Here is a 19,120-nt window from a genome sequence, read left to right as displayed (position 1 = left end):
CCGCTCATATGAGAGTCGAGGGTCAAGAATCGGCCATGATGCCTTCAGGATCCGAACGAAGGCCCGCAGCCCGCCCGCCGAAGCGGAGCTTTAGATCTGCTGGCGGACGGGTGGTTGCGGCCGCATGACGACCAAGTGGACGTACCCATACACCTTCGATCTGGGTATGTTCCTGGCCGTCAGGGCAGCCACCGCGTCCTCGAGGAGTCGAGACCCGTGTCGGAAAACAAAGATCCCCAGAAGTTCGTCTACGACTTCACCGAGGGCAACAAGGATCTGAAGGATCTTCTGGGCGGCAAGGGCGCCAACCTCGCCGAGATGACCAACCTCGGGTTGCCCGTCCCTCCGGGCTTCACCATCACCACCGAGGCGTGCAAGGTCTACCTGGAGAGCGGTGACGCCCCCAAGGAGCTGCGGGACGAGGTGAGTGCGCACCTCGCGGCGCTGGAGGAGCGCATGGGCAAGCGGCTCGGCCAGGCGGACGACCCGCTGCTGGTCTCCGTACGCTCCGGCGCGAAGTTCTCCATGCCCGGCATGATGGACACGGTCCTCAACATCGGCCTCTCCGACGCCTCGGTCGCCGGTCTCGCCACCCAGTCCGGCGACGAGCGCTTCGCGTGGGACTCCTACCGCCGGCTCATCCAGATGTTCGGCAAGACCGTCCTGGGCGTCGACGGCGACCTCTTCGAAGAGGCCCTGGAGGACGCCAAGGCGGCCAAGAAGGTCAGCGTCGACACCGACCTGGCCGCGGGCGACCTCAAGAAGCTCGTCAAGCAGTTCAAGAAGATCGTCCAGGACCGGGCCGGACGCGAGTTCCCGCAGGACGCCCGGGAGCAGATGGACCTGGCCATAAACGCGGTCTTCGACTCGTGGAACACCGACCGGGCCAAGCTCTACCGCCGCCAGGAGCGCATCCCCGGCGACCTCGGCACGGCCGTCAACGTCTGTTCGATGGTCTTCGGCAACCTCGGCCCCGACTCCGGCACGGGCGTCGCCTTCACCCGCGACCCGGCCAGCGGCCACCAGGGCGTCTACGGCGACTACCTCCAGAACGCGCAGGGCGAGGACGTCGTCGCCGGTATCCGCAACACGGTGCCGCTCGCCGATCTGGAGTCGATCGACAAGAAGTCGTACGACCAGCTCATGCAGATCATGGAGACGCTGGAGAACCACTACAAGGATCTCTGCGACATCGAGTTCACCATCGAGCGCGGCCAGCTCTGGATGCTCCAGACCCGGGTCGGCAAGCGCACCGCGGGCGCGGCCTTCCGGATCGCCACCCAGCTCGTGGACCAGGGCCTGATCGACGAGGCCGAGGCCCTCCAGCGGGTCAACGGCGCGCAGCTCGCGCAGCTGATGTTCCCGCGCTTCGACGAGGAGGCCGCCACCGAGCTGCTGGGCCGGGGCATCGCCGCCTCGCCGGGCGCGGCGGTCGGCAAGGCCGTCTTCGACTCGTACACCGCGATCAAGTGGTCCCGCTCCGGCGAGAAGGTCATCCTGATCCGCCGCGAGACCAACCCCGACGACCTCGAAGGCATGATCGCCGCCGAGGGCATCCTCACCTCGCGCGGCGGCAAGACCTCGCACGCGGCGGTCGTGGCGCGCGGCATGGGCAAGACCTGCGTCTGCGGCGCGGAGGACCTGGAGGTCGACACCAAGCGCCGCCGGATGACGGTCGGCGGCAAGGTGATCGAGGAGGGCGACCTCGTCTCGATCGACGGCTCCACCGGCAAGGTCTACCTGGGCGAGGTGCCCGTCGTGCCGTCGCCGGTCGTCGAGTACTTCGAGGGCCGGATGCACGCCGGGGCCGACGACGCGGACGAGCTGGTCGCCGCCGTGCACCGGATCATGGCGTACGCGGACCGGGTGCGCCGGCTGCGGGTGCGGGCCAACGCGGACAACGCCGAGGACGCGCTGCGGGCCCGCCGCTTCGGGGCCCAGGGCATCGGGCTGTGCCGCACCGAGCACATGTTCCTCGGTGAGCGCCGCGAGATGGTCGAGAAGCTGATCCTGGCGGACACCGACGACGAGCGCGAGAGCGCGCTGGCCGCCCTCCTGCCGCTCCAGAAGGCCGACTTCATCGAGCTGTTCGAGTCGATGGACGGGCTGCCCGTCACCGTACGGCTGCTCGACCCGCCGCTGCACGAGTTCCTGCCCGACATCACCGAGCTGTCGGTGCGCGTCGCGCTCGCGGAGTCCCGCAAGGACGCCAACGAGAACGACCTCCGCCTCCTCCAGGCGGTCCACAAGCTGCACGAGCAGAACCCGATGCTGGGCCTGCGCGGAGTGCGCCTCGGGCTCGTCATCCCCGGCCTGTTCGCCATGCAGGTGCGGGCCATCGCGGAGGCGGCCGCCCAGCGCAAGAACGCCAAGGGCGACCCGCGCCCCGAGGTCATGATCCCGCTCGTCGGCACGGTCCAGGAGCTGGAGATCGTCCGCGAGGAGGCCGACCGGGTCATCGCGGAGGTCCAGGCGGCCACCGGCACCGACCTCAAGCTGACCATCGGCACCATGATCGAGCTGCCGCGCGCCGCGCTGACGGCGGGCCAGATCGCGGAGGCCGCCCAGTTCTTCTCGTTCGGCACCAACGACCTGACCCAGACGGTGTGGGGCTTCTCCCGCGACGACGTGGAAGCCTCGTTCTTCACCGCGTACCTGGAGAAGGGCATCTTCGGGGTCTCCCCGTTCGAGACGATCGACAAGGACGGCGTCGGCGCGCTGGTGCGCAGCGCCGTGGCGGCCGGCCGGGCCACCCGCCCGGACCTCAAGCTCGGCGTCTGCGGCGAGCACGGCGGCGACCCGGAGTCGGTGCACTTCTTCCATGAGGTGGGCCTCGACTACGTCTCCTGCTCGCCCTTCCGCATCCCGGTGGCGCGCCTGGAAGCGGGCCGGGCGGCGGCGCAGTCGCGGGGAAGCGACAGCCGCTGAGTGCGGTTCGTGAGACCAACTCCGGGGATTTAAAAGGGAATTGGATCGGATCCCTCACCGGTCCGCCACCCTGGCCGGATCCCCGGAACGCCGAGAAGCGGCGGCGCCCTGTGCGGGGGCGCCGCCGCTTCGTCTTGCCCGCGGAATATGTGCCGTCCATCGCCCCGGGGCGGAATGAGGGCTACCGGTTTGTGCCGGTGTACGGAATGCGGGCAGTGGATGTGTCGTAGCGCACATTGCTTCGTTTAATGCGCAAAGAAATTCAGGGGGCTCTCCGGTGGATTCTGACGGCTCTCCGGTGGACCGGGGTGCGGTCCATGGATCCCCACCCATGGACCGCACCCGGCTTACCCCCGTCGGGTACGGAGCCGCACCGTCGCCCACCGCCGCCGAACACACAAAGCCCCCCACGGCCTTCACGTGCTCATCCGGTGGGCACCGGATGCGTACCCGACGTCGTACAGCTTTTCGGCTGAAGCGGAACGGGGCGAGGCGTTTCACTTCTGGCCGAAACCCCGTGGTGACCTCCTGTGACGCTCCGCATACCCTTTGGTGGGGGCAATTGCGGATGCAACAGGTGGGGGAGTAGTGCTGCGTATCCATGTGTCCAGGCTGGACCTTTCGCGGGTGCGGATGGCCACGAGGCCGGACGCGTTGTGGGAAACGATTCTCAGTTTCCACCGGCTCCGCGACCGGCGTGCTTCGACCGTGTTCGGGAAATGGCGCACGGAAGCGCGAGCCCGGTTGAACGGTGAAGCACAACTGCTCGCGGCCGTCGTTCCGCCCCGGGGCTATTTCCCGGATTTCCTGACGCCCTCGCAGGAAGGCGGCGACCCTTTCGGGCTGGACGTCGGGATAGAGGCCCTGCGCGACACCCCCGCCGACCGCATACGCCACGAGCTGGACCTCCTGGCGGCCGGACGACGCCGGCAGCGCGGCGGACGGCCCGGGGAGGGGAGGGGAGCCCTCGGCGGACATGCGGCGGGCGGCGGCGGGCGCACGGCGGGCGACGGCGGGCGGCTGACGGCCGCGCTGACCGCCGCGCTCTCGGAGGGCCGCGCCGAACCCCTCGCCCGGCTGATCGGGGCCCTGCGCGGCTACCACCACGCCGCCGTGGAGCCGTACTGGCCGCACATCCGGGCCAGCGTCGAGGCCGACCGTGCCGTGCGGGGCCGCGCGCTGCTGGACGGCGGGGCGGACGGGCTGCTGGCCACGCTGCCGCCGATGATCCGGTGGCGCGCACCCGTGCTGGAGGCGGACTACCCCGTCGACCGCGACCTCCACCTCGACGGGCGCGGGCTGCTGCTCCAGCCCTCGTTCTTCTGCCGGGGCACCCCCGTCGTCTACCGCGACCCGGCGCTCCCGCCCGTGCTCGTCTACCCGGTGACCCACTCCGGCGCGCCGGAGTTCGCGGAGCCGGGGCCCTGGCTCGGCCGGCTCGTCGGCCACACCCGCTCGGCCGTGCTCCAGTCCATCGGCACCGGCTGCACGACCAGCGAGCTCGCCCGCCGGGCCGGGGTCTCGATGGCCTCCGCGAGCCAGCACGCCTCCGTCCTGCGCGAGGCGGGCCTCGTCCTCACCCTGCGGCACGGCAGCTCGGTCCTGCACACGCTGACCCCGCTGGGCGGCTCCCTGCTCCGGGGCGGCGCCCCGCTCGCGCTGTCCTGAAAGAGCCGGTGGCAGCCGGCGGGAATTCGTCCTCCGTATGGCGATGAGTTCCGGGCGTCCCCGCTGTCTAACCCTTCGAAAGCGTCGGACGGGACCACCGCGGCGCACACGACGGGACAGAGGAAGAGGCGACGACCATGGCTCAGATGATCTTTGTGAACCTGCCGGTGAAGGACCTGGAGACCACGAAGGACTTCTTCGGGAAGCTCGGCTTCTCGACCAACCCCCAGTTCAGCGACGACAGGGCCGCCTGTCTGGTCATCAGCGACACGATCTTCGCCATGCTGCTGACCGAGCCGCGCTTCAAGGAGTTCACCGCGAAGGACATCGCGGACGCCTCGAGGACGACCGAGGTCATCCTCGCGCTCAGCGCCGACAGCCGCGAGAAGGTCGACGAACTCGTCGACGCGGCGCTGGCGGCCGGCGGGTCCCCGGCGGGCGAGACGCAGGACCTGGGCTTCATGTACGGCCGCTCCTTCCAGGACCCCGACCACCACATCTGGGAGGTCATCTGGATGGACGCGGCCGCCGCCGGGGCCCAGGGCTGAACCAGGGGACGTACGGCCAGGACTGAATCCGGGGTCCTGCGACCGGGACCGAACCCGGGGTCTACGACCAGGACCGAACCCGGGGGCGTACGGCCGGGGCCGGTACGGGCGACCGCACCGGCCCGGGGGCGTACGCGGGCCGTCAGCCGCGGAACGGCCCCGTGACCTCGTAGGTGATGCCGCCGGACGAACTCCCGCTGGTGCCGCGCTGCGAGGAGAAGTACAGCCGCTTGCCGTCCGGCGAGAACGCGGGGCCGGTGATCTCCGAGGAGGACTGGCCGGTGATCCGCAGGAACGGGGCCACCGTGTCGTTCGGCGTGATCAGGCAGATCTCCATGTTTCCGCCGTCCTCCGCCACGTAGAGGTCGCCGGAGCCGGCCCGGGTGACGTTGTCGACGCCGGTCAATGGGGCCGCGCCGCCCGTCACCAGGGAGTCGTCGTACGTCAGCGAGATCGACGAGGTGGTCGCGTCGTACGCCCACACCCGGTTGTCGCCCTTGGTGGTGAACCAGCAGGTGCCCGCCGCGTAGAAGCAGCCCTCGCCGCCGTTGAAGACCTTGGCGCCGGAGACCTGGTGGCGGGTCTGGGTGGAGGACGCGGCCGGGTCCGGCACGTTCGCCCAGGTCACCGGGCCGGAGGTGCCCGTGCCCGCCACCAGGACCTGGAGGGTGCCGCTCGACAGGTTGCCCCAGGCGGCGGGCCGGAAGCGGTAGAAGCGGCCGTCGCTCTCGTCCTCGGTGAGATAGATGTAGCCGTGGTCGGGGTCGGCCGCGGCCGCCTCGTGCTTGAACCGCCCCAGCGCGGGCCGCCGCACGGACGCGTTCACGCCCCAGGGGTCGGTCTCGTAGACGTACCCCCGGGTGACCTCCTCGCAGGAGAGCCAGGTCTGCCACGGGGTGGAGCCGCCCGCGCAGTTGTTGTTCGTGCCGGAGAGGATCCGGTACGCGGACGTCACCGTGCCCGAGGAGTTGAACCGCACGGCGCTCGCCCCGCCGCCGCTGCCCGAGGAGACCTCGGCGTTGGACACGTAGATCCAGCCCGAGCCGTCCGCGTACGTCGCCCCGCCGTCCGGGGCGCTGTGCCACCGGTAGGAGGTGCCCGACACGGTCTGCCCGGAGCGCGCGATGACGCGGCTGGTGAAACCGCTCGGCAGCTGGATGCCGTTGCCGTTGGCCGCCTGGAGTGCGCCGTACGGGCCGGGGGCCGGCTGGGCGGGGCCCGCGAAGGCGGCGCCCCGCCACAGGGTGCCGCCGAAGGCCGCCGCCGAGCTGCCGACCACGGCGGTGCGCAAGAAGGTCCGACGTTCCACGATCACTCCACGGATGAGTGAGGCCCGCCGCTCCGGACGGACCGGCGGGTGGCGCGTCAGGACTGTAGGAGTACGCAGTTGACGCCTCGTCAACACGCGGTGAACGGCGGGTGGCTGGGTCCGGGCCGGGACTGCTCCACCCGCACCGGCCGGGTACCGCTCCACCCGCACCGGCCGGGTACCGCTCCACTCGCACCGAGCCGGGGGCTACTCCACCCGCACCGAGCCGGGGACTAATCCACCCGCACCGGGCCGGGGACTAATCCACCCGCACCGGATACACCGGCACCGCGACCTCCTCGTCGTCCAGGCAGGCTCCCGTGGCCAGGTCGAAGCGCTGCTTCAGCAGCGGCGAGGCCACGAACGGCCGCCCGCCCGCCGAGCCGAGCAGCCCGCGCGCGAGGACGTACGCCCCGGTGAACGGGTCCCGGTTGCCGATCGCGTGCACCGCCCCGGCCCGGTCCATGAACAGGGCCGCCTGCCCGCCGTCCGGCAGCAGCACTGCCACCCCGCGCCCGGGGGTCAGCAGGGCCCGGTCGCAGACCGTCAGCCAGCCCTCCCCGTGCGCGACCCGGACGACGGTGGCGGTGGCGGTGGTGTTCAGCGTGTCGACGGTCATCAGGAGGCGGTCCCCTCCAGGGTGCGGACGGCCAGGACGGGCCCGGCCAGCAACTCCAGATCGGGCTTGACCTGATCCCGCTCGGGCACGAACTTCACCGCCGGGTCCGGGACTTCGGGCGCGTTGACGAAGGTCACGAACCGCCGGAGGCGTTCCGGGTCGTTGATGGTCTCGGCCCACTCGTCGCGGTAGCCGGCCACATGGTCGGCCATCAGCCGTTCCAGCTCGTCGCAGAGCCCCAGCGAGTCGTGGACGACGACGTCCCGTACGTGCTCCAGGCCGCCTTCGATCCGCTCCAGCCAGGCCGAGGTGCGCTCCAGGCGGTCCGCCGTACGGATGTAGAACATCAGGAACCGGTCGATGAGCCGCACCAGTTCGGCGTCCGAGAGGTCCTGCGCCAGCAGGTCGGCGTGGCGCGGGGTCGCCCCGCCGTTGCCCCCGACGTAGAGATTCCAGCCGCCCGCCGTGGCGATGATCCCGAAGTCCTTGCCCCGGGCCTCCGCGCACTCCCGGGCGCAGCCGGAGACCGCCGATTTCAGTTTGTGCGGGGCGCGCAGTCCCCGGTAGCGGAGCTCCAGGTCGATGGCCATCCGTACGGAGTCCTGCACGCCGTAGCGGCACCAGGTCTGCCCCACACAGGACTTGACCGTGCGCAACGACTTCCCGTAGGCGTGCCCGGACTCGAAGCCCGCGTCCACCAGGCGCGCCCAGATGAGGGGGAGTTGGTCGACCCGTGCGCCGAAGAGGTCGATGCGCTGGCCGCCGGTGATCTTCGTGTAGAGGCCGAAGTCGCGGGCCACCTCACCGATCACGATGAGCCTGTCCGGGGTGATCTCGCCGCCGGGGATGCGCGGGACCACCGAATAGGAGCCGTTGCGCTGGAGGTTGGCGAGGAAGTGGTCGTTGGTGTCCTGGAGGGCGGCCTGCTCCCCGTCCAGGACGTAGCCGCTGGCGCCCACGGTCGGGGCGAGCGAGGCGATGACCGAGCCGACCGTCGGTTTGCAGACCTCGCAGCCCTCCCCGCCGCGCGCCTCCTGGCGGCCGTGCGAGTCGAGCAGGGCGGTGAAGGAGGTGAGGCCCAGGGTCCGGACGATCTCGTACAACTCGGCCCGGCTGTGGGCGAAGCAGCCGCACAGGCCGGTGTCCTGGCGCTGCGGCAGCAACTGCCCGATCACCTTGACGCAACTGCCGCAGCCCGTCCCCGCCCGGGTGCACTTCTTCACCTCGGGCAGCGTGGTGTGCTCGCGGATCGCGCCCTTGGTCACGTTGTGGCAGGAGCAGATGACGGCGTCGTCCGGCAGCGCGGACGGCCCCAGCGCCACCGGCCCGCCCGCCCCGGCCGGCAGCACCAACTGCTCCGGCGCGACCGGCAGGACGCTCCCCGTCATCGGCCGCAGGGTCCCGTAGCTCTCCGCGTCCCCCACCAGCACCCCGCCCAGCAGCGTGCCGTCCGTGCCGACGACCAGCTTCTTGTAGACGCCGGAGCGGGAGTCGGAGTACACCACGTCCAGCGCGCCGTCCGCCGCCCCGTGCGCGTCACCGAACGAGGCCACGTCCACCCCGAGCAGCTTCAGCTTGGTCGACAGGTCCGCCCCGGTGAACTCGCCCTGCTCGCCCGCGAGTACGGCCGCCACCGCCTCCGCCATCTCGTACCCCGGGGCCACCAGACCGTAGACCCGCCCGTCCGACGCGAGCGCGCACTCCCCGATCGCGAACACCGCCGGGTCCGAGGTCCGGCACTCCGCGTCGACCGCGATCCCGCCGCGCTCCCCGACCACCAGCCCGCACTCCCGGGCCAGTCGGTCGCGCGGACGCACCCCGGCCGAGAAGACGACGAGATCGGTGGCGAGCGAGGAACCGTCCGAGAGGGCCATCCCCGTCACCGCCCCGCCCTCATCGACGGTGACCTCCTGCGTACCGACCCCGGTGTGGACGGTCAGCCCCATCCCCTCGATCGTCCGCAGCAGCGCCGCGCCCCCGCCCTCGTCCACCTGGACCGGCATCAACCGGGGCGCGAACTCCACGACATGGGTGCGCAGCCCGAGCCCCTTGAGCGCCCCGGCCGCCTCAAGACCGAGCAGCCCGCCCCCGACCACCGCACCGGTCCCGGACCCCTTCGCGTACTCCTCGATCGCGAGCAGGTCCTCGATCGTCCGGTACACGAAACAGCCCCGGGCGTCCTTCCCCGGCACCGGCGGAACGAAGGGGTAGCTGCCCGTCGCCAGCACCAGCGTGTCGTACGGGAACACCGCCCCCGACCGCGCGGTCACCGTCCGGGCCGTGCGGTCGACGTGCTCGGCCGGGTCGCCCACGTACAGCTCGAAGCCGTGCCGCTCCATGAACCCCGGCTCCAGCAGGGAGAGTTCGTCGGGGCTCTGCCCGGCGAAGTACGAGGTGAGCCGCACCCGGTCGTAGGCGGGCCGGGGCTCCTCGCCGAGCACGACGACCCGGGCGCGCCCGGCGGCCGGGGTCAGCCCGCGCGCGGCCAGGGACTCCAGGAAGCGCTGGCCGACCATGCCGTGCCCGACGAGCACGAGGGCAGGGGTGTTCGGGGTGGTGGTTTCCGGCATCTCAGTGGCCTCCGTCGTCGGTGAGCAGGTGGAGCAGGGACAGGGCGGCGGGCAGCGGTTCGTCGTCCTGCCAGGTGCGGGCGAGGCTCCCGACCGCGCCGAGGTCGCCCAGGAGCACCCCGCCGGCCAGCCGCCCGTCGCGCACGACGACCGTGCGGTACGCGCCCCGGGTGGCGTCGGCCAGCCGGATCACGTCGTCGCCGGGCCGCGGGCGGGCCTCCCCGAAGGCGGCGAGGTCGAGCGCTTCGAGGGGCCCCGGCGAGTTGAAGGATTCGGCTGAGGGGGAGCGCAGGGTGAGCCGGGTCAGGGCCCGGGTGCCCTCGTAGCGGGCGGGCCGCCCGGCCAGCGACTCGGCCAGCACGTCGGCCTGTTCCAGCGCGGGACCGGCCAGCCCGTAGAGCGTGGAGCGGTGCTCGGCGCAGTCGCCGAGGGCGTGGATGTACGGGTCCGAGGTGCGCAGTTCGTCATCCACCACGATCCCCCTGCGGACCTCCAGGCCGGCTGCCCGGGCCAGCCCGGTGCGGGGCCGCACCCCGCAGGCCAGCACCGTGAGGTCGGCGGCGAGTTCATAGCCGTCGGCGAGCTGGACGGCCCGTACGGCTCCGGCTGTGCCGGTCGTCCCGCCGGTGCGGCGCAGCCCGCGCACCCGGCACTCGGTGTGCACCTCCACCCCGAGCGCCTCAAGGTGGACGCGCAGCAGGGCGGCCGCCTCCGGGTCGAGCTGGCGCTCCATGAGGTGCTCGCCCTGCTGGGCCAGGACCACCCGCGCACCGCACTCCGCGAGCGCCCGGGCCGCCGACACCCCGAGGAGCCCGCCGCCGATGACGACCGCCCGCACTCCGGGGCGTACGGCGGCGCGCAGGGCCAGGGCGTCGTCGAGCGTGCGGAAGGGGTGCACACCGTCCGGCAGGGTGTCCCCGAGCCCGCGCAGCGGCGGCAGCACCGGGTTCGAGCCGGTGGCCAGGACCAGCCGCCCGTAGTGCAGGACGCTGCCGTCGTCGCAGTGGACCAGCCGGTCGGCCCGGTCGATCCGGACCGCCCGCACCCCGCGCCGCACCTCGACGGCCGGCAGGGCGACCACCTCCGGGGCATACCGCCCGGCCAGCACATCGGCCAGCAGCACCCGGTTGTAGGGGGCGTGCCGCTCCTCCCCGACGACGGTGACCCCGGGCACCCGCGCGGCGAGCCGGGCCCCGGCCATCCCCGCGCCGATCACGACGACGGGCGCGGCGTTCTCGGTCTTCCTCATGGCCACGAGCGTGCGGGCCGGGTGTTACCCGGCCGCATCCCGCCGGTTTCCCGGGCGGAACCGTGCGCTCAGCGCGGGGCGGCGGGCGGTGTGAGGAGCGCGGCGAGGGCCCTGGAGGGGGCGTGCCCGAGCGTGAGGTTAGTGTCAAGGACATGCCCGACATCAGCCTCACCACCTTGATCCTCCTCTGCCTGGCCGCGGCCGCCGCGGGCTGGATCGACGCGGTGGTGGGAGGCGGCGGGCTGCTGCTCCTGCCCGCGTTGCTGCTGGGCCTGCCGAACGTGTCGGCGGCCCATGTCCTCGGCACCAACAAGGCCGTCGCGATCGTCGGCACGTCGGGGGCCGCGATCACCTATGTGCGCAGAGCCCCGGTACGGGTGGGGCTGGCGGTACGGGTGGGGCTGATGGCGCTCGCCGGGTCGATGGCCGGGGCCTTCTTCGCCGCCGGGATCAGCAGCGAGGTGCTGCGCCCGGTGATCATGGTGGCGCTGCTCGGGGTCGCGGCCTTCGTGCTGCTGCGCCCGTCCTTCGGCACGGCACAGGCGGGCGACACCGACGCCCGGCCGGTCACCCGGGCCCGGGTCGTCACCGCGATCGTCCTCGTCGGCGGCGGGATCGGCTTCTACGACGGGCTGTTCGGACCGGGTACCGGCACCTTCCTGGTGCTGGCCCTCACCGCCGTCCTCCATCTGGACCTGGTCACGGCCTCCGCCACCGCGAAGATCGTCAACGTGTGCACGAACGCGGGGGCGCTGGCGATGTTCGCGTACCAGGGCACGGTCCTGTGGCAACTGGCCGCGCTGATGGCCCTCTTCAACCTGGCGGGCGCGATGGTCGGGGCCCGGATGGCGCTGAGCCGGGGGAGCGGCTTCGTCCGGGCGGTGCTGCTGACGGTGGTGTTCTCGCTGGTGGCGAAGCTGGGTTACGACCAGTGGACGGCGTAGGGGCCGGCCGCGACCGGCGGACGGCCCGGGCGCGGACTTCCGGGCTCACCGCACGTCGGTGAGATGGGCGTAGGCGACCACGTTGCCCTGGTAGCCGGTCTCCTTGGAGAACCCGCCGCCGCAGGTGATCAGCCGCAGCGAGGCGTGCGGGGAGTCGCCGTAGACGCGCTGGTCGGGGAAGTCCTCGTTGTCGTACACCTCGATGGCGTCGATCGAGAAGACCGCCGTACGCCCGTCCTCGCGGACGACCTCCACGCGGGTGCCCTTGGTCAGCGCGCCGAGGGCGTAGAAGACGGAGGGCCCCTCGGCGTTGTCGACGTGCCCGGCGACGATCGCGGTGCCCCGGGCTCCGGGCGCGACCCCGCCCGCGTACCAGCCCGCGAGGTTGCGGTCCTCGTCCGGCGGCACGTCGAGGCTGCCGTCCCGGCCGAGCCCCAGCCGCGTCATCGGCGCGTCCACGTCGATGCTCGGGATGCGGATGCGGACCGGGTCGGCGGGGCGCAGCGGTGCGGCGACCGGTGAGCCGGGCTGGAGCTGGGGCCCGGCGGCGAACGCCTGGGCGCTGGAGGGCTGCGGCGGGATCAGCTGGTCGCCGGAGCCGTTCTGGATGAGCCAGATGCCGCACAGCACGGCGATGCCCACCAGCCAGCCCTTGGCCTTCTGCGCGCTCTGGGACACGTCGTCGTCCTCGTAAGCCTGGTGCGTCGTGGATGCGTCTTGTGGGGTGCGTCTCGGACCGGAGGCGGTGGACCGAGAGCGGTGGATCGAGGGCGGTGGACCGAGGGCAAGGGACCGAAGACGATGAACCGAAGGCGATGGATCGAAGGCGGGCCGGGCGCGCTCGGGGACGCGCCCGGCCCGGTCGGTGGGGGAGCGGCGGGGCTCCCCGGTGAGCCTCCTCGGGGCAGGGCCCTCGGGGCAGGGCCCCAGGCTCGGCTGCCCTCGGTGGACTCGGATCGGCTGGGCTCAGTTGCCCTCGATGGGCCCGGTCCGGCTGGGCTCAGCTGCCCTCGGTGGGCCCGGTCCGGCGGCGCAGCAGCCACAGACCGCCGACCGCCGCCGTGCCGATCACGCCGACGCCCAGGGCGACCTGAGTGGAGTTCGGCTCGACGCTGCCGCCGACCCCGGTCCGCACATGGCCGGACGGGCGGTGGTGGTCGGGCTTGTCGTGCTTGCCGCCGCCGATCACCTTGAGGTCCCCGACCGCGTCCTTGCCGTTGTCGCAGGAGACGACGATCTCGTAGACGCCGGGCCGGGTGTCGTGGGGCACGGTGAACTGGCCGACCACGACCTCCTTGTGCGTGCCGGGACGGACCTCGAAGTCCCCGGCGTCCAGGGAGTTCGCGTCACCGAAGCCGGAGCCCTTGGGGCCGCAGGCGGTGGTGTTGACGGTGACCTTGGCGCCGGGGGCGGCGGTCGCGGGGGTGATCTCCAGCCGGCCGAAGTCGCCTGCGTACGCGGACGGGGCGGCGGTGAGACCGAGCGCTATGACGGTGACCGCGGCAGAGGCGGTACCGGTCACGAGGCGGGCAGGACTGCGCATGGGGGATCCTTCGGGCAGACGGCGCGAGCGGTTGTGTCCTGCCTCCGACCTAACGGGCGGCCGACACCGTGTGCCTTCTGACGCCAGGTCAGCTTTCACCCGTACGGACCGGCGCGGCACCCTTGCCGCCGGGGATCGCCGCAGGTCATGGCGGTGCGACTGGGCCGTTCGGTCCGTACCGCCGGGCCGGGTGCCGATCGGGTGAGGGGCGCGGCGGTAGCGTGATATACGTCACATGTATGGGCCTGTGGATCCCGGGCACACGCAAGGAATCCCCCCACGGGACGGATTTCCGCCCCCCACGGCACCCGCCCCCACCCGGCCCACCCCCCCTGGGCCCGGTGGGGGCGGTGTCACGTCCGGCTCCCGGCTCCCGTCCTGTGGGTCATGGGCTGTGGGCCGGGGTCACTCGCCGCCGGTGGCGCTCCAGGTGATCAGCGGCGGACGCACCCGGGCGCACAGCGGCTGCCCCTTGGCGTCGGTCAGCCCCAGCCGTCCGGTGAGGCGCCCGGACCGCGCGGCGGCTTCGAGGACGTCGGGATCGATGTCGCCGAACATCAGCTTGGCGCGCCGGAACATGGAGAAGACCCCGGCGTCGTCCACCGTCCCCCACGACAGATAGACGAACCGCCCGCCCAGCCGGTTCTGGATGTACGGCCCCGACACCTCCACCCCGTCCGCCGTGTCCTTCGCCGTGCACTCCAGGGTCCAGGAGGCGGAAGGAGCGTCCCCGGGATGCAGGCCGAGCAGCTCGTCGGGCCGGTCCTTGCGCTGGACGCCGACGTGGATGTTCTCGAACCCGGGAAAGTCGGAGTCCGGCCCGCAACTGCGGCCGGGGAGTGCGGAAGCCTCGATATGGATCTGCATGGCCCCATGGTCGGTCACGGCGACAGGGCGGGGCGGGGCGGGTCGAGCGGGGCAGGGTCGGGCGGGGAGGGGAGAGGCCAGGCGAGGAGGGGTGGAGTGAGTCCGCAGGCCACGGCAGGCCACGGCGGGGCCGGGCTGGGTGGGCGCGGGTGCGCGGGCCGTGTCAGAGGGTGTCCGCCGGCGCACTCCCGTACGCGGCCTCCAGTCGCCCCATCAGCCCCTCCATCACCTCTTCCAGCGCCTCGTCGTCGCCCGCGAACTCCACGTCGTCGATCCGCCGGACCGGCGCGATCCCCTGCGAGTTGCAGATGAACGCGCCCCGGTAGTCCCTCAGCCCGTCCAGGGTCACCGCCCGCCGGACGGACGGCTCCCCGGCCTCCGCGAGACCGCGCTCCAGCAGCGCCATGGTGACGCCCATGAGGGCGGGGGCGTCCGGCCACACCACCGAAGTCCCGTCCCAGAAACCGATGTTGGTGATCGCCCCCTCGGTCACCACCCCGCCCGGCCCGGTCAGCAGAGCCTCATCGAACCCGGCCCGCGCGGCCAGTATCCCGTAGTAGGTCTGCCCGAACTCGCCCGGCCGCTTGATGTGCGCCACGGCACGGGCGTACGGCACCGACATCAGGCTCCGGGCCCCGGACGCCATCACGGCGGCCTCGCGGACGGTGACCATGACCCGCGTACGGCTCTCCCCCGGCGGCAGGAGCCCCTGCACCCGCACGGAGGCGTCCCGCAGCCCGGCGCTGTCCAGGGCGCGCAGGATCAGCTCCCGCACCAGGCTGCCGTCCAGGGGCAGGTGAAACAACTCCTCGTTCGCGCCCGCCAGCCGATCGAGGTGCAACCCGAGCCCGCGCACCGCCCGGTCCCGGACCTGCATGGCGGTGAAGTGCCCGAACCCGAAGAGAGCGGGAACGCGCAGGTCGTCGGCGGTGGCGGGGTGGCCGTCCATCTCGACATGGGGGAGGGGAAGGGCGGATGCGCTGAGCGGGCGATTCGTCATACGGCAACCGTAGGCGGGGGAGGGCCTCACCCTCCTCGCATCGCAGGGTGAAAGAGATCTTCACTGGCTGTGCTCTTCGGCCAAGCCCGCAAGTGCCGCAGGGCTTCTCGCCGGGATTCGTGCGTCTTGTGCGTCAGGAATCAGCCAAAGATCAAGGCGGGCTACGAGTCGATGACGCAGGCGGATACGTTCGGCGTCGGTTCGACTGCGGTGCTGGGAGGGCGCTTTCGCGTCTTCCTGCTGCTCCGTGCCTCTGACTCGTTTCACGAGAGGGACCCGACTCCCTTGCGCGGAAAGAGAGTCAGCGATGAAGCGGAACCCGATGGGGGCGGCCGGGCAACCGGCCGCCCCCATTCGCGTATGAGAGGAACATGCGTCGCATGAGCAAGAACGTGGCGATCGTCGCCACCCGGGTGGGCAAGACGTTTCCCATGGGCAAGCAGACCGTGACGGCCTTGCGGGACGTATCCCTGTCCGTTCCCGCCGGTACGTTGACGGCTCTGACCGGACCCAGCGGTTCCGGCAAGAGCACGCTGCTCCACCTCATCGCGGGCCTGGAACGCGTCGACTCCGGCACGCTCGACGTCCTGGGGAGCGGGCTCCACGCGTGCGGCTCGGCCGAGTTGGCGGCGCTGCGGCTGCGGGAGATCGGGTTCGTCCACCAGGACTTCAGCCTCCTGGCCGACCTGACGCTGATCGAGAACGTGCGCCTCCCGCTCGAAGCCCTGGGCACCGCCCGCAGCGACGCGACCGCGGCGGCGCGCGAGGCGATGGGCCGCGTGGGCCTGGCAGGGCTGGAGGAGCGGTTCCCCGCCGAGGTCTCCGGCGGGCAGCAGCAGCGGGCCGCCATCGCCCGCGCCATCGTCGGGAACCGGACACTCGTCCTGGCGGACGAGCCCACGGGTTCGCTCGACTCCACGACGGGGGCGGAGATCATGGGCGTGCTGGCCCAGCTCCGCGACGAGGGCGTCACCGTCGTCCTCAGCACCCACAACCCGGCCAACCTCTCCCATGCCGACCGGGTCGCCGTCCTGCACGACGGCACGCTCGTCTCCTTCGACACCGCCGAAGCCACCGACTCCGTCGAAGCCGAAGCCGAAGCCGAAGCCGAAGCCACCGACTCCGCCGAAGTCGCCCCCATCCCCGAAACCCGAGCCGCCCCCACCGCCCAAGCCGTCAGCGCCGACGCCGCCAGCACCCCCGAGGCAGGCACGGCATGAGAACGTACGTGCACCTGGTCGGCAGACGCACCGTCGTCGGCCGGGGCGGTCGGCGCATCGGGCTCCTCGTCCTGCTGGCCCTCCCGGTCCTGCTCGCCACCCTCGCCGCCGGGGTGTTCGCCTCGGCCGCCCCCTCCGCCGAACAGCGGGCCGTCGGCGCCATGGGCCGGGCCGACGGACTCGTCAGCCACGCGGACCCCGAAGTGACGGCCGAGCTCGCTCAGGAGCTGCGGCGGCAGGCGCCGGGCATCACCACGCTCGCCATCGACGCCAACAGCGAGTTCCCCGTGTGGGCGAAAGACCGCACGATCGCCGTGCACTACGCCGACACCGACTGGTCATCGCCCTTGGCGCGCGGCCGGCACCGGCTGCTGGAGGGCCGGTTCCCTTCGGAGCTCGGGGAGATCGCGGTCAGCCGGGCCCTCGCCGAGGACCACGGGCTGAGCCCGGGCGACAGCCTGCCCTGCCGCTGGAAGCGCGACGCGCCCGCGCGGATCGTCGGCCTGATCGAGAGCCCGCAGTCCCACGCCTCCTACGACTACCTCGCCGCCCCCGGCCAACTGCGGGCCTGGCTGAAGACCGGGGGCGACACCGTCAATGTGCTGTCCTCGCACCACGGGCTGCTCCTCGCGGGCGACGCCGAGCAGATGGGCGTGGCCCAGAGCGTCGTCGGCGAGAAGAACATGTGGCTCGTGACCAGGGAGGGCTTCGTCGCCTCCCGGACGATGATCGAACGCGAACCCGCGCTGCTCCTCGCCCCCGGGATCGTCGTGCTCGGAGTCATCGCGGCCGGGGCGTTCGCCCTGCGGATGCGGCGCACCCGCGCCGAGTTCGCGCTCCTCGCCGGCCTCGGCGTACCGGACCGCGACCTGCGCCACGCCGCCGTCGCCGGGGCCGTGTCGGCCGGCCTGATCGCGGTCCCGGCCGGGTGGGCCGCCGGAAGTCTGCTCGCCCTCGCCGTACGCCCGGTGCTGCCCCAGGTCACCGACAAGGACATCGCCCCCTACGACCCGCTCCTCGCCGGGGGGCTCCTCACCGTGGTGCTGTCCGTGGCCGTGGCGGCCCTGGCCGCCGTACTGACATCGCGCCATCCAGCAGGGCTCCCCGCCCGTGAGCGGGCCCGCGCCACGCCCCGCGCCGGCAAGCGGGCCCGGCTCCGGGCTCCGGTGCTGTGCGGCCTCGCCGCACTCGGCGTCGCCGTCGCGGTCGCCTTCCAGGACGACGAGATGATCTCCGCCGCAGCGGCCGTGACGGCGATCGTGTTCCTGGCCGCCGCCGCGCTCAGCCGTATCGGAGACGTACTGCGCGCCCTGGCCCGGTGGGCCGACCGCACGCTCAGCGCGCGGATCGCCCTGCGCGCGTTCGCCCGCGACCCGCGCCGGCCCGTCGCGGCGATCGTGATCGGGTCCGTCGCCCTGGCCCTCACCATCGGCATCCTGGGCACCCTGTCCAGCCTCTCCGCCCGGGAACGCGCCACCTATGTCGGCAGCCGACACCTCAACCAGGTGGAGGCGCTGTTGTTCGCCGGGAGCGACCCCGGCACGGTCGAGAAGAGCCTCGCCACGGCCTTCCCCGAGGGGACCCCGATCGTCCGGGGTTCGTACCCGGTCGACGAGAAGATCCTCGCCGCCTCCACCACCCCCGCCCTCACCCCCTCCTGGAGGGTCGCCTGGATGGCGGGCGGGGGATACGAGGACTGGGCGCAGACGCTCGAAGTCGTCGACGACGAGAAGGCGTTCACGGTCCTCACCGGCCGCACCTGGTCCTCCCGGGAGCGCGAGGCCCTCCAGGACGGCCGCATCCTGGTCCTGGCCCCCGAGTACATCAAGGGCGACCGCGTCATCCTCTCCAGGCCGACGTCCCTGTCCGGCGAAGAGCCCGAGATGCGGCGCGAGTTGAGGGGGGCCGTCCTCTCCGACCCCGTCGACGCCACCACCCGTACCCGCGCCTCCGCCTACATCACCAGCGGGGCCGCACGCGCGCTCGGCGCGACGATCGTGGACTACTCGATCATCGCCTCCCCCGCCGTCCTCGCCCCCGACACGGAGGAACGGCTGGTCAAGGCCCTCGAACCGGTCGACGTCGTGATGTCGGACGTCCGCATCGAGACCGGCCCCGAAGCCACCCCGTCCTCCCTCTGGTACCTCATGCTCGGCCTCGCCCTCGCCACGGTCGTCACCGTCCTCGGCATCACCATCACCTCCTCCGCCACCGAACTGCGCCCCGACCTGGTACGCCTGCACCGCATCGGCCTGTCCCCGGGCACCCTGCGCCGCATCGTCGTCTGGCAGTCGCTCACCATCGCCGCCCTCGCGGCGCTCCTGGGCACCGCGGCGGGCTGGGGTCTGACCGCCGCCCGCAACTGGCCCGGGGACATCCCCGTCGTCATGGACTGGACAGCCGTCTCCATCGTCCTGGCCCTGACCCTCGTCCTCGCCGCCGGCTACGGGGCGCTCGCCACCCCACGCCGTATCGGCAACACCCTCAACCGCACCGAAACCTGACGCGACCGCCCCCCCCCCGAGCGCTCCTCCCGCCTTGCTCGCGTGCGAGGCCGGGGGAGCACGGGGTCGGGGAGCGCACGGCCGTCGTACGCGCCACGGGTTCCGGGCCGGTGCCATGCTTCCCGGGCCGTCGTACGCGCCACCGTTTCCC

At 72.4% G+C, this 19,120-nt stretch carries 14 protein-coding genes; 6 read left to right on the top strand and 8 right to left on the bottom strand.

The genetic code is table 11. The annotated features are described in order from the left end of the window. Positions 1 to 216: 216 nt before the first annotated feature. The 3 genes from ppdK (at position 217) to ACLJPL_RS02255 (ending at position 5,144) form a co-directional block, all read left to right on the top strand. A complete protein-coding gene (ppdK, locus tag ACLJPL_RS02265) occupies positions 217 to 2,928 on the top strand; it encodes a pyruvate, phosphate dikinase (RefSeq protein ID WP_411078930.1) in 2,712 nt (903 codons plus the stop codon). A gap of 588 nt (positions 2,929 to 3,516) precedes the next feature. Further along, positions 3,517 to 4,596, top strand: a complete 1,080-nt coding sequence (locus ACLJPL_RS02260) for an ArsR/SmtB family transcription factor (RefSeq protein ID WP_411078929.1) — start codon at positions 3,517 to 3,519, stop codon at positions 4,594 to 4,596. 137 nt (positions 4,597 to 4,733) lie between these two features. Further along, the gene (locus ACLJPL_RS02255; RefSeq protein ID WP_411078928.1) at positions 4,734 to 5,144 is read left to right on the top strand and encodes a VOC family protein; all 411 of its coding nucleotides are present in this window, start codon (positions 4,734 to 4,736) and stop codon (positions 5,142 to 5,144) included. 142 nt (positions 5,145 to 5,286) lie between these two features. Here the strand turns inward: ACLJPL_RS02255 and ACLJPL_RS02250 are convergent, their stop codons facing one another. The 4 genes from ACLJPL_RS02250 to ACLJPL_RS02235 all read right to left on the bottom strand — a co-directional run bounded on the left by ACLJPL_RS02250 (position 5,287) and on the right by ACLJPL_RS02235 (position 10,891). Beyond that, positions 5,287 to 6,453 (bottom strand): alkaline phosphatase PhoX, encoded by a 1,167-nt coding sequence (locus tag ACLJPL_RS02250; RefSeq protein ID WP_411078927.1) that lies wholly within the window; start codon positions 6,451 to 6,453, stop codon positions 5,287 to 5,289. 259 nt (positions 6,454 to 6,712) lie between these two features. Continuing rightward, positions 6,713 to 7,072: a nitrite reductase small subunit NirD gene (gene nirD / locus ACLJPL_RS02245; protein WP_411078926.1), complete on the bottom strand. Its 360-nt coding sequence runs from the start codon at positions 7,070 to 7,072 to the stop codon at positions 6,713 to 6,715. Beyond that, positions 7,072 to 9,642 carry a nitrite reductase large subunit NirB gene (gene nirB, locus ACLJPL_RS02240; protein WP_411078925.1) on the bottom strand — a complete coding sequence of 857 codons (2,571 nt, stop codon included), beginning with the start codon at positions 9,640 to 9,642 and terminating at the stop codon, positions 7,072 to 7,074. Before nirB ends, nirD begins: the two co-directional genes overlap by 1 nt. A 1-nt stretch (position 9,643) precedes the next feature. Beyond that, positions 9,644 to 10,891, bottom strand: a complete 1,248-nt coding sequence (locus ACLJPL_RS02235; protein ID WP_411078924.1) for an NAD(P)/FAD-dependent oxidoreductase — start codon at positions 10,889 to 10,891, stop codon at positions 9,644 to 9,646. Positions 10,892 to 11,043: 152 nt separating this feature from the next. On the opposite strand from ACLJPL_RS02235, the gene ACLJPL_RS02230 reads away from it, so the two are divergent. Next, positions 11,044 to 11,835: a TSUP family transporter gene (locus ACLJPL_RS02230; RefSeq protein WP_411078923.1), complete on the top strand. Its 792-nt coding sequence runs from the start codon at positions 11,044 to 11,046 to the stop codon at positions 11,833 to 11,835. Positions 11,836 to 11,880: 45 nt separating this feature from the next. Here ACLJPL_RS02230 and ACLJPL_RS02225 read toward each other — a convergent pair whose 3' ends face one another. From ACLJPL_RS02225 to ACLJPL_RS02210, 4 genes are all read right to left on the bottom strand, one after another. After that, positions 11,881 to 12,513 carry a class F sortase gene (locus ACLJPL_RS02225; protein ID WP_411078922.1) on the bottom strand — a complete coding sequence of 211 codons (633 nt, stop codon included), beginning with the start codon at positions 12,511 to 12,513 and terminating at the stop codon, positions 11,881 to 11,883. Positions 12,514 to 12,835: 322 nt separating this feature from the next. Continuing rightward, positions 12,836 to 13,378 carry a hypothetical protein gene (locus ACLJPL_RS02220; protein WP_411078921.1) on the bottom strand — a complete coding sequence of 181 codons (543 nt, stop codon included), beginning with the start codon at positions 13,376 to 13,378 and terminating at the stop codon, positions 12,836 to 12,838. 405 nt (positions 13,379 to 13,783) lie between these two features. Continuing rightward, positions 13,784 to 14,245 carry a DUF5990 family protein gene (locus ACLJPL_RS02215; protein WP_411078920.1) on the bottom strand — a complete coding sequence of 154 codons (462 nt, stop codon included), beginning with the start codon at positions 14,243 to 14,245 and terminating at the stop codon, positions 13,784 to 13,786. Positions 14,246 to 14,408: 163 nt separating this feature from the next. Further along, positions 14,409 to 15,245: an aminotransferase class IV gene (locus tag ACLJPL_RS02210; protein WP_411078919.1), complete on the bottom strand. Its 837-nt coding sequence runs from the start codon at positions 15,243 to 15,245 to the stop codon at positions 14,409 to 14,411. A 380-nt stretch (positions 15,246 to 15,625) separates the two neighbouring features. Between ACLJPL_RS02210 and ACLJPL_RS02205 the strand changes: the two genes are divergently transcribed. Then, positions 15,626 to 16,465, top strand: a complete 840-nt coding sequence (locus tag ACLJPL_RS02205) for an ABC transporter ATP-binding protein (RefSeq protein ID WP_411078918.1) — start codon at positions 15,626 to 15,628, stop codon at positions 16,463 to 16,465. Then, positions 16,462 to 18,969 carry an FtsX-like permease family protein gene (locus ACLJPL_RS02200; RefSeq protein WP_411078917.1) on the top strand — a complete coding sequence of 836 codons (2,508 nt, stop codon included), beginning with the start codon at positions 16,462 to 16,464 and terminating at the stop codon, positions 18,967 to 18,969. The genes ACLJPL_RS02205 and ACLJPL_RS02200 overlap by 4 nt, the downstream gene beginning before the upstream one ends. Positions 18,970 to 19,120 lie beyond the last annotated feature (151 nt).

Origin of the sequence: Streptomyces sp. cmx-18-6, assembly GCF_046548915.1 — a bacterium.
In the GTDB taxonomy this organism is placed as follows: domain Bacteria; phylum Actinomycetota; class Actinomycetes; order Streptomycetales; family Streptomycetaceae; genus Streptomyces.
The sequence above is the reverse complement of the archived record's forward strand: the minus strand, read 5'-3'. Positions and strand labels throughout refer to the sequence as shown.

Excerpts from the sequence above, each read along its gene's own strand:
- ACLJPL_RS02255 (WP_411078928.1), top strand. The coding sequence starts at position 4,734 with ATGGCTCAGATGATCTTTGTGAACCTGCCGGTGAAGGACCTGGAGACC.
- nirD (WP_411078926.1), bottom strand. The coding sequence starts at position 7,072 with ATGACCGTCGACACGCTGAACACCACCGCCACCGCCACCGTCGTCCGG.
- nirB (WP_411078925.1), bottom strand. The coding sequence starts at position 9,642 with ATGCCGGAAACCACCACCCCGAACACCCCTGCCCTCGTGCTCGTCGGG.
- ACLJPL_RS02235 (WP_411078924.1), bottom strand. The coding sequence starts at position 10,891 with ATGAGGAAGACCGAGAACGCCGCGCCCGTCGTCGTGATCGGCGCGGGG.
- ACLJPL_RS02230 (WP_411078923.1), top strand. The coding sequence starts at position 11,044 with ATGCCCGACATCAGCCTCACCACCTTGATCCTCCTCTGCCTGGCCGCG.
- ACLJPL_RS02220 (WP_411078921.1), bottom strand. The coding sequence starts at position 13,378 with ATGCGCAGTCCTGCCCGCCTCGTGACCGGTACCGCCTCTGCCGCGGTC.
- ACLJPL_RS02215 (WP_411078920.1), bottom strand. The coding sequence starts at position 14,245 with ATGCAGATCCATATCGAGGCTTCCGCACTCCCCGGCCGCAGTTGCGGG.
- ACLJPL_RS02210 (WP_411078919.1), bottom strand. The coding sequence starts at position 15,245 with ATGACGAATCGCCCGCTCAGCGCATCCGCCCTTCCCCTCCCCCATGTC.
- ACLJPL_RS02205 (WP_411078918.1), top strand. The coding sequence starts at position 15,626 with ATGAGCAAGAACGTGGCGATCGTCGCCACCCGGGTGGGCAAGACGTTT.
- ACLJPL_RS02200 (WP_411078917.1), top strand. The coding sequence starts at position 16,462 with ATGAGAACGTACGTGCACCTGGTCGGCAGACGCACCGTCGTCGGCCGG.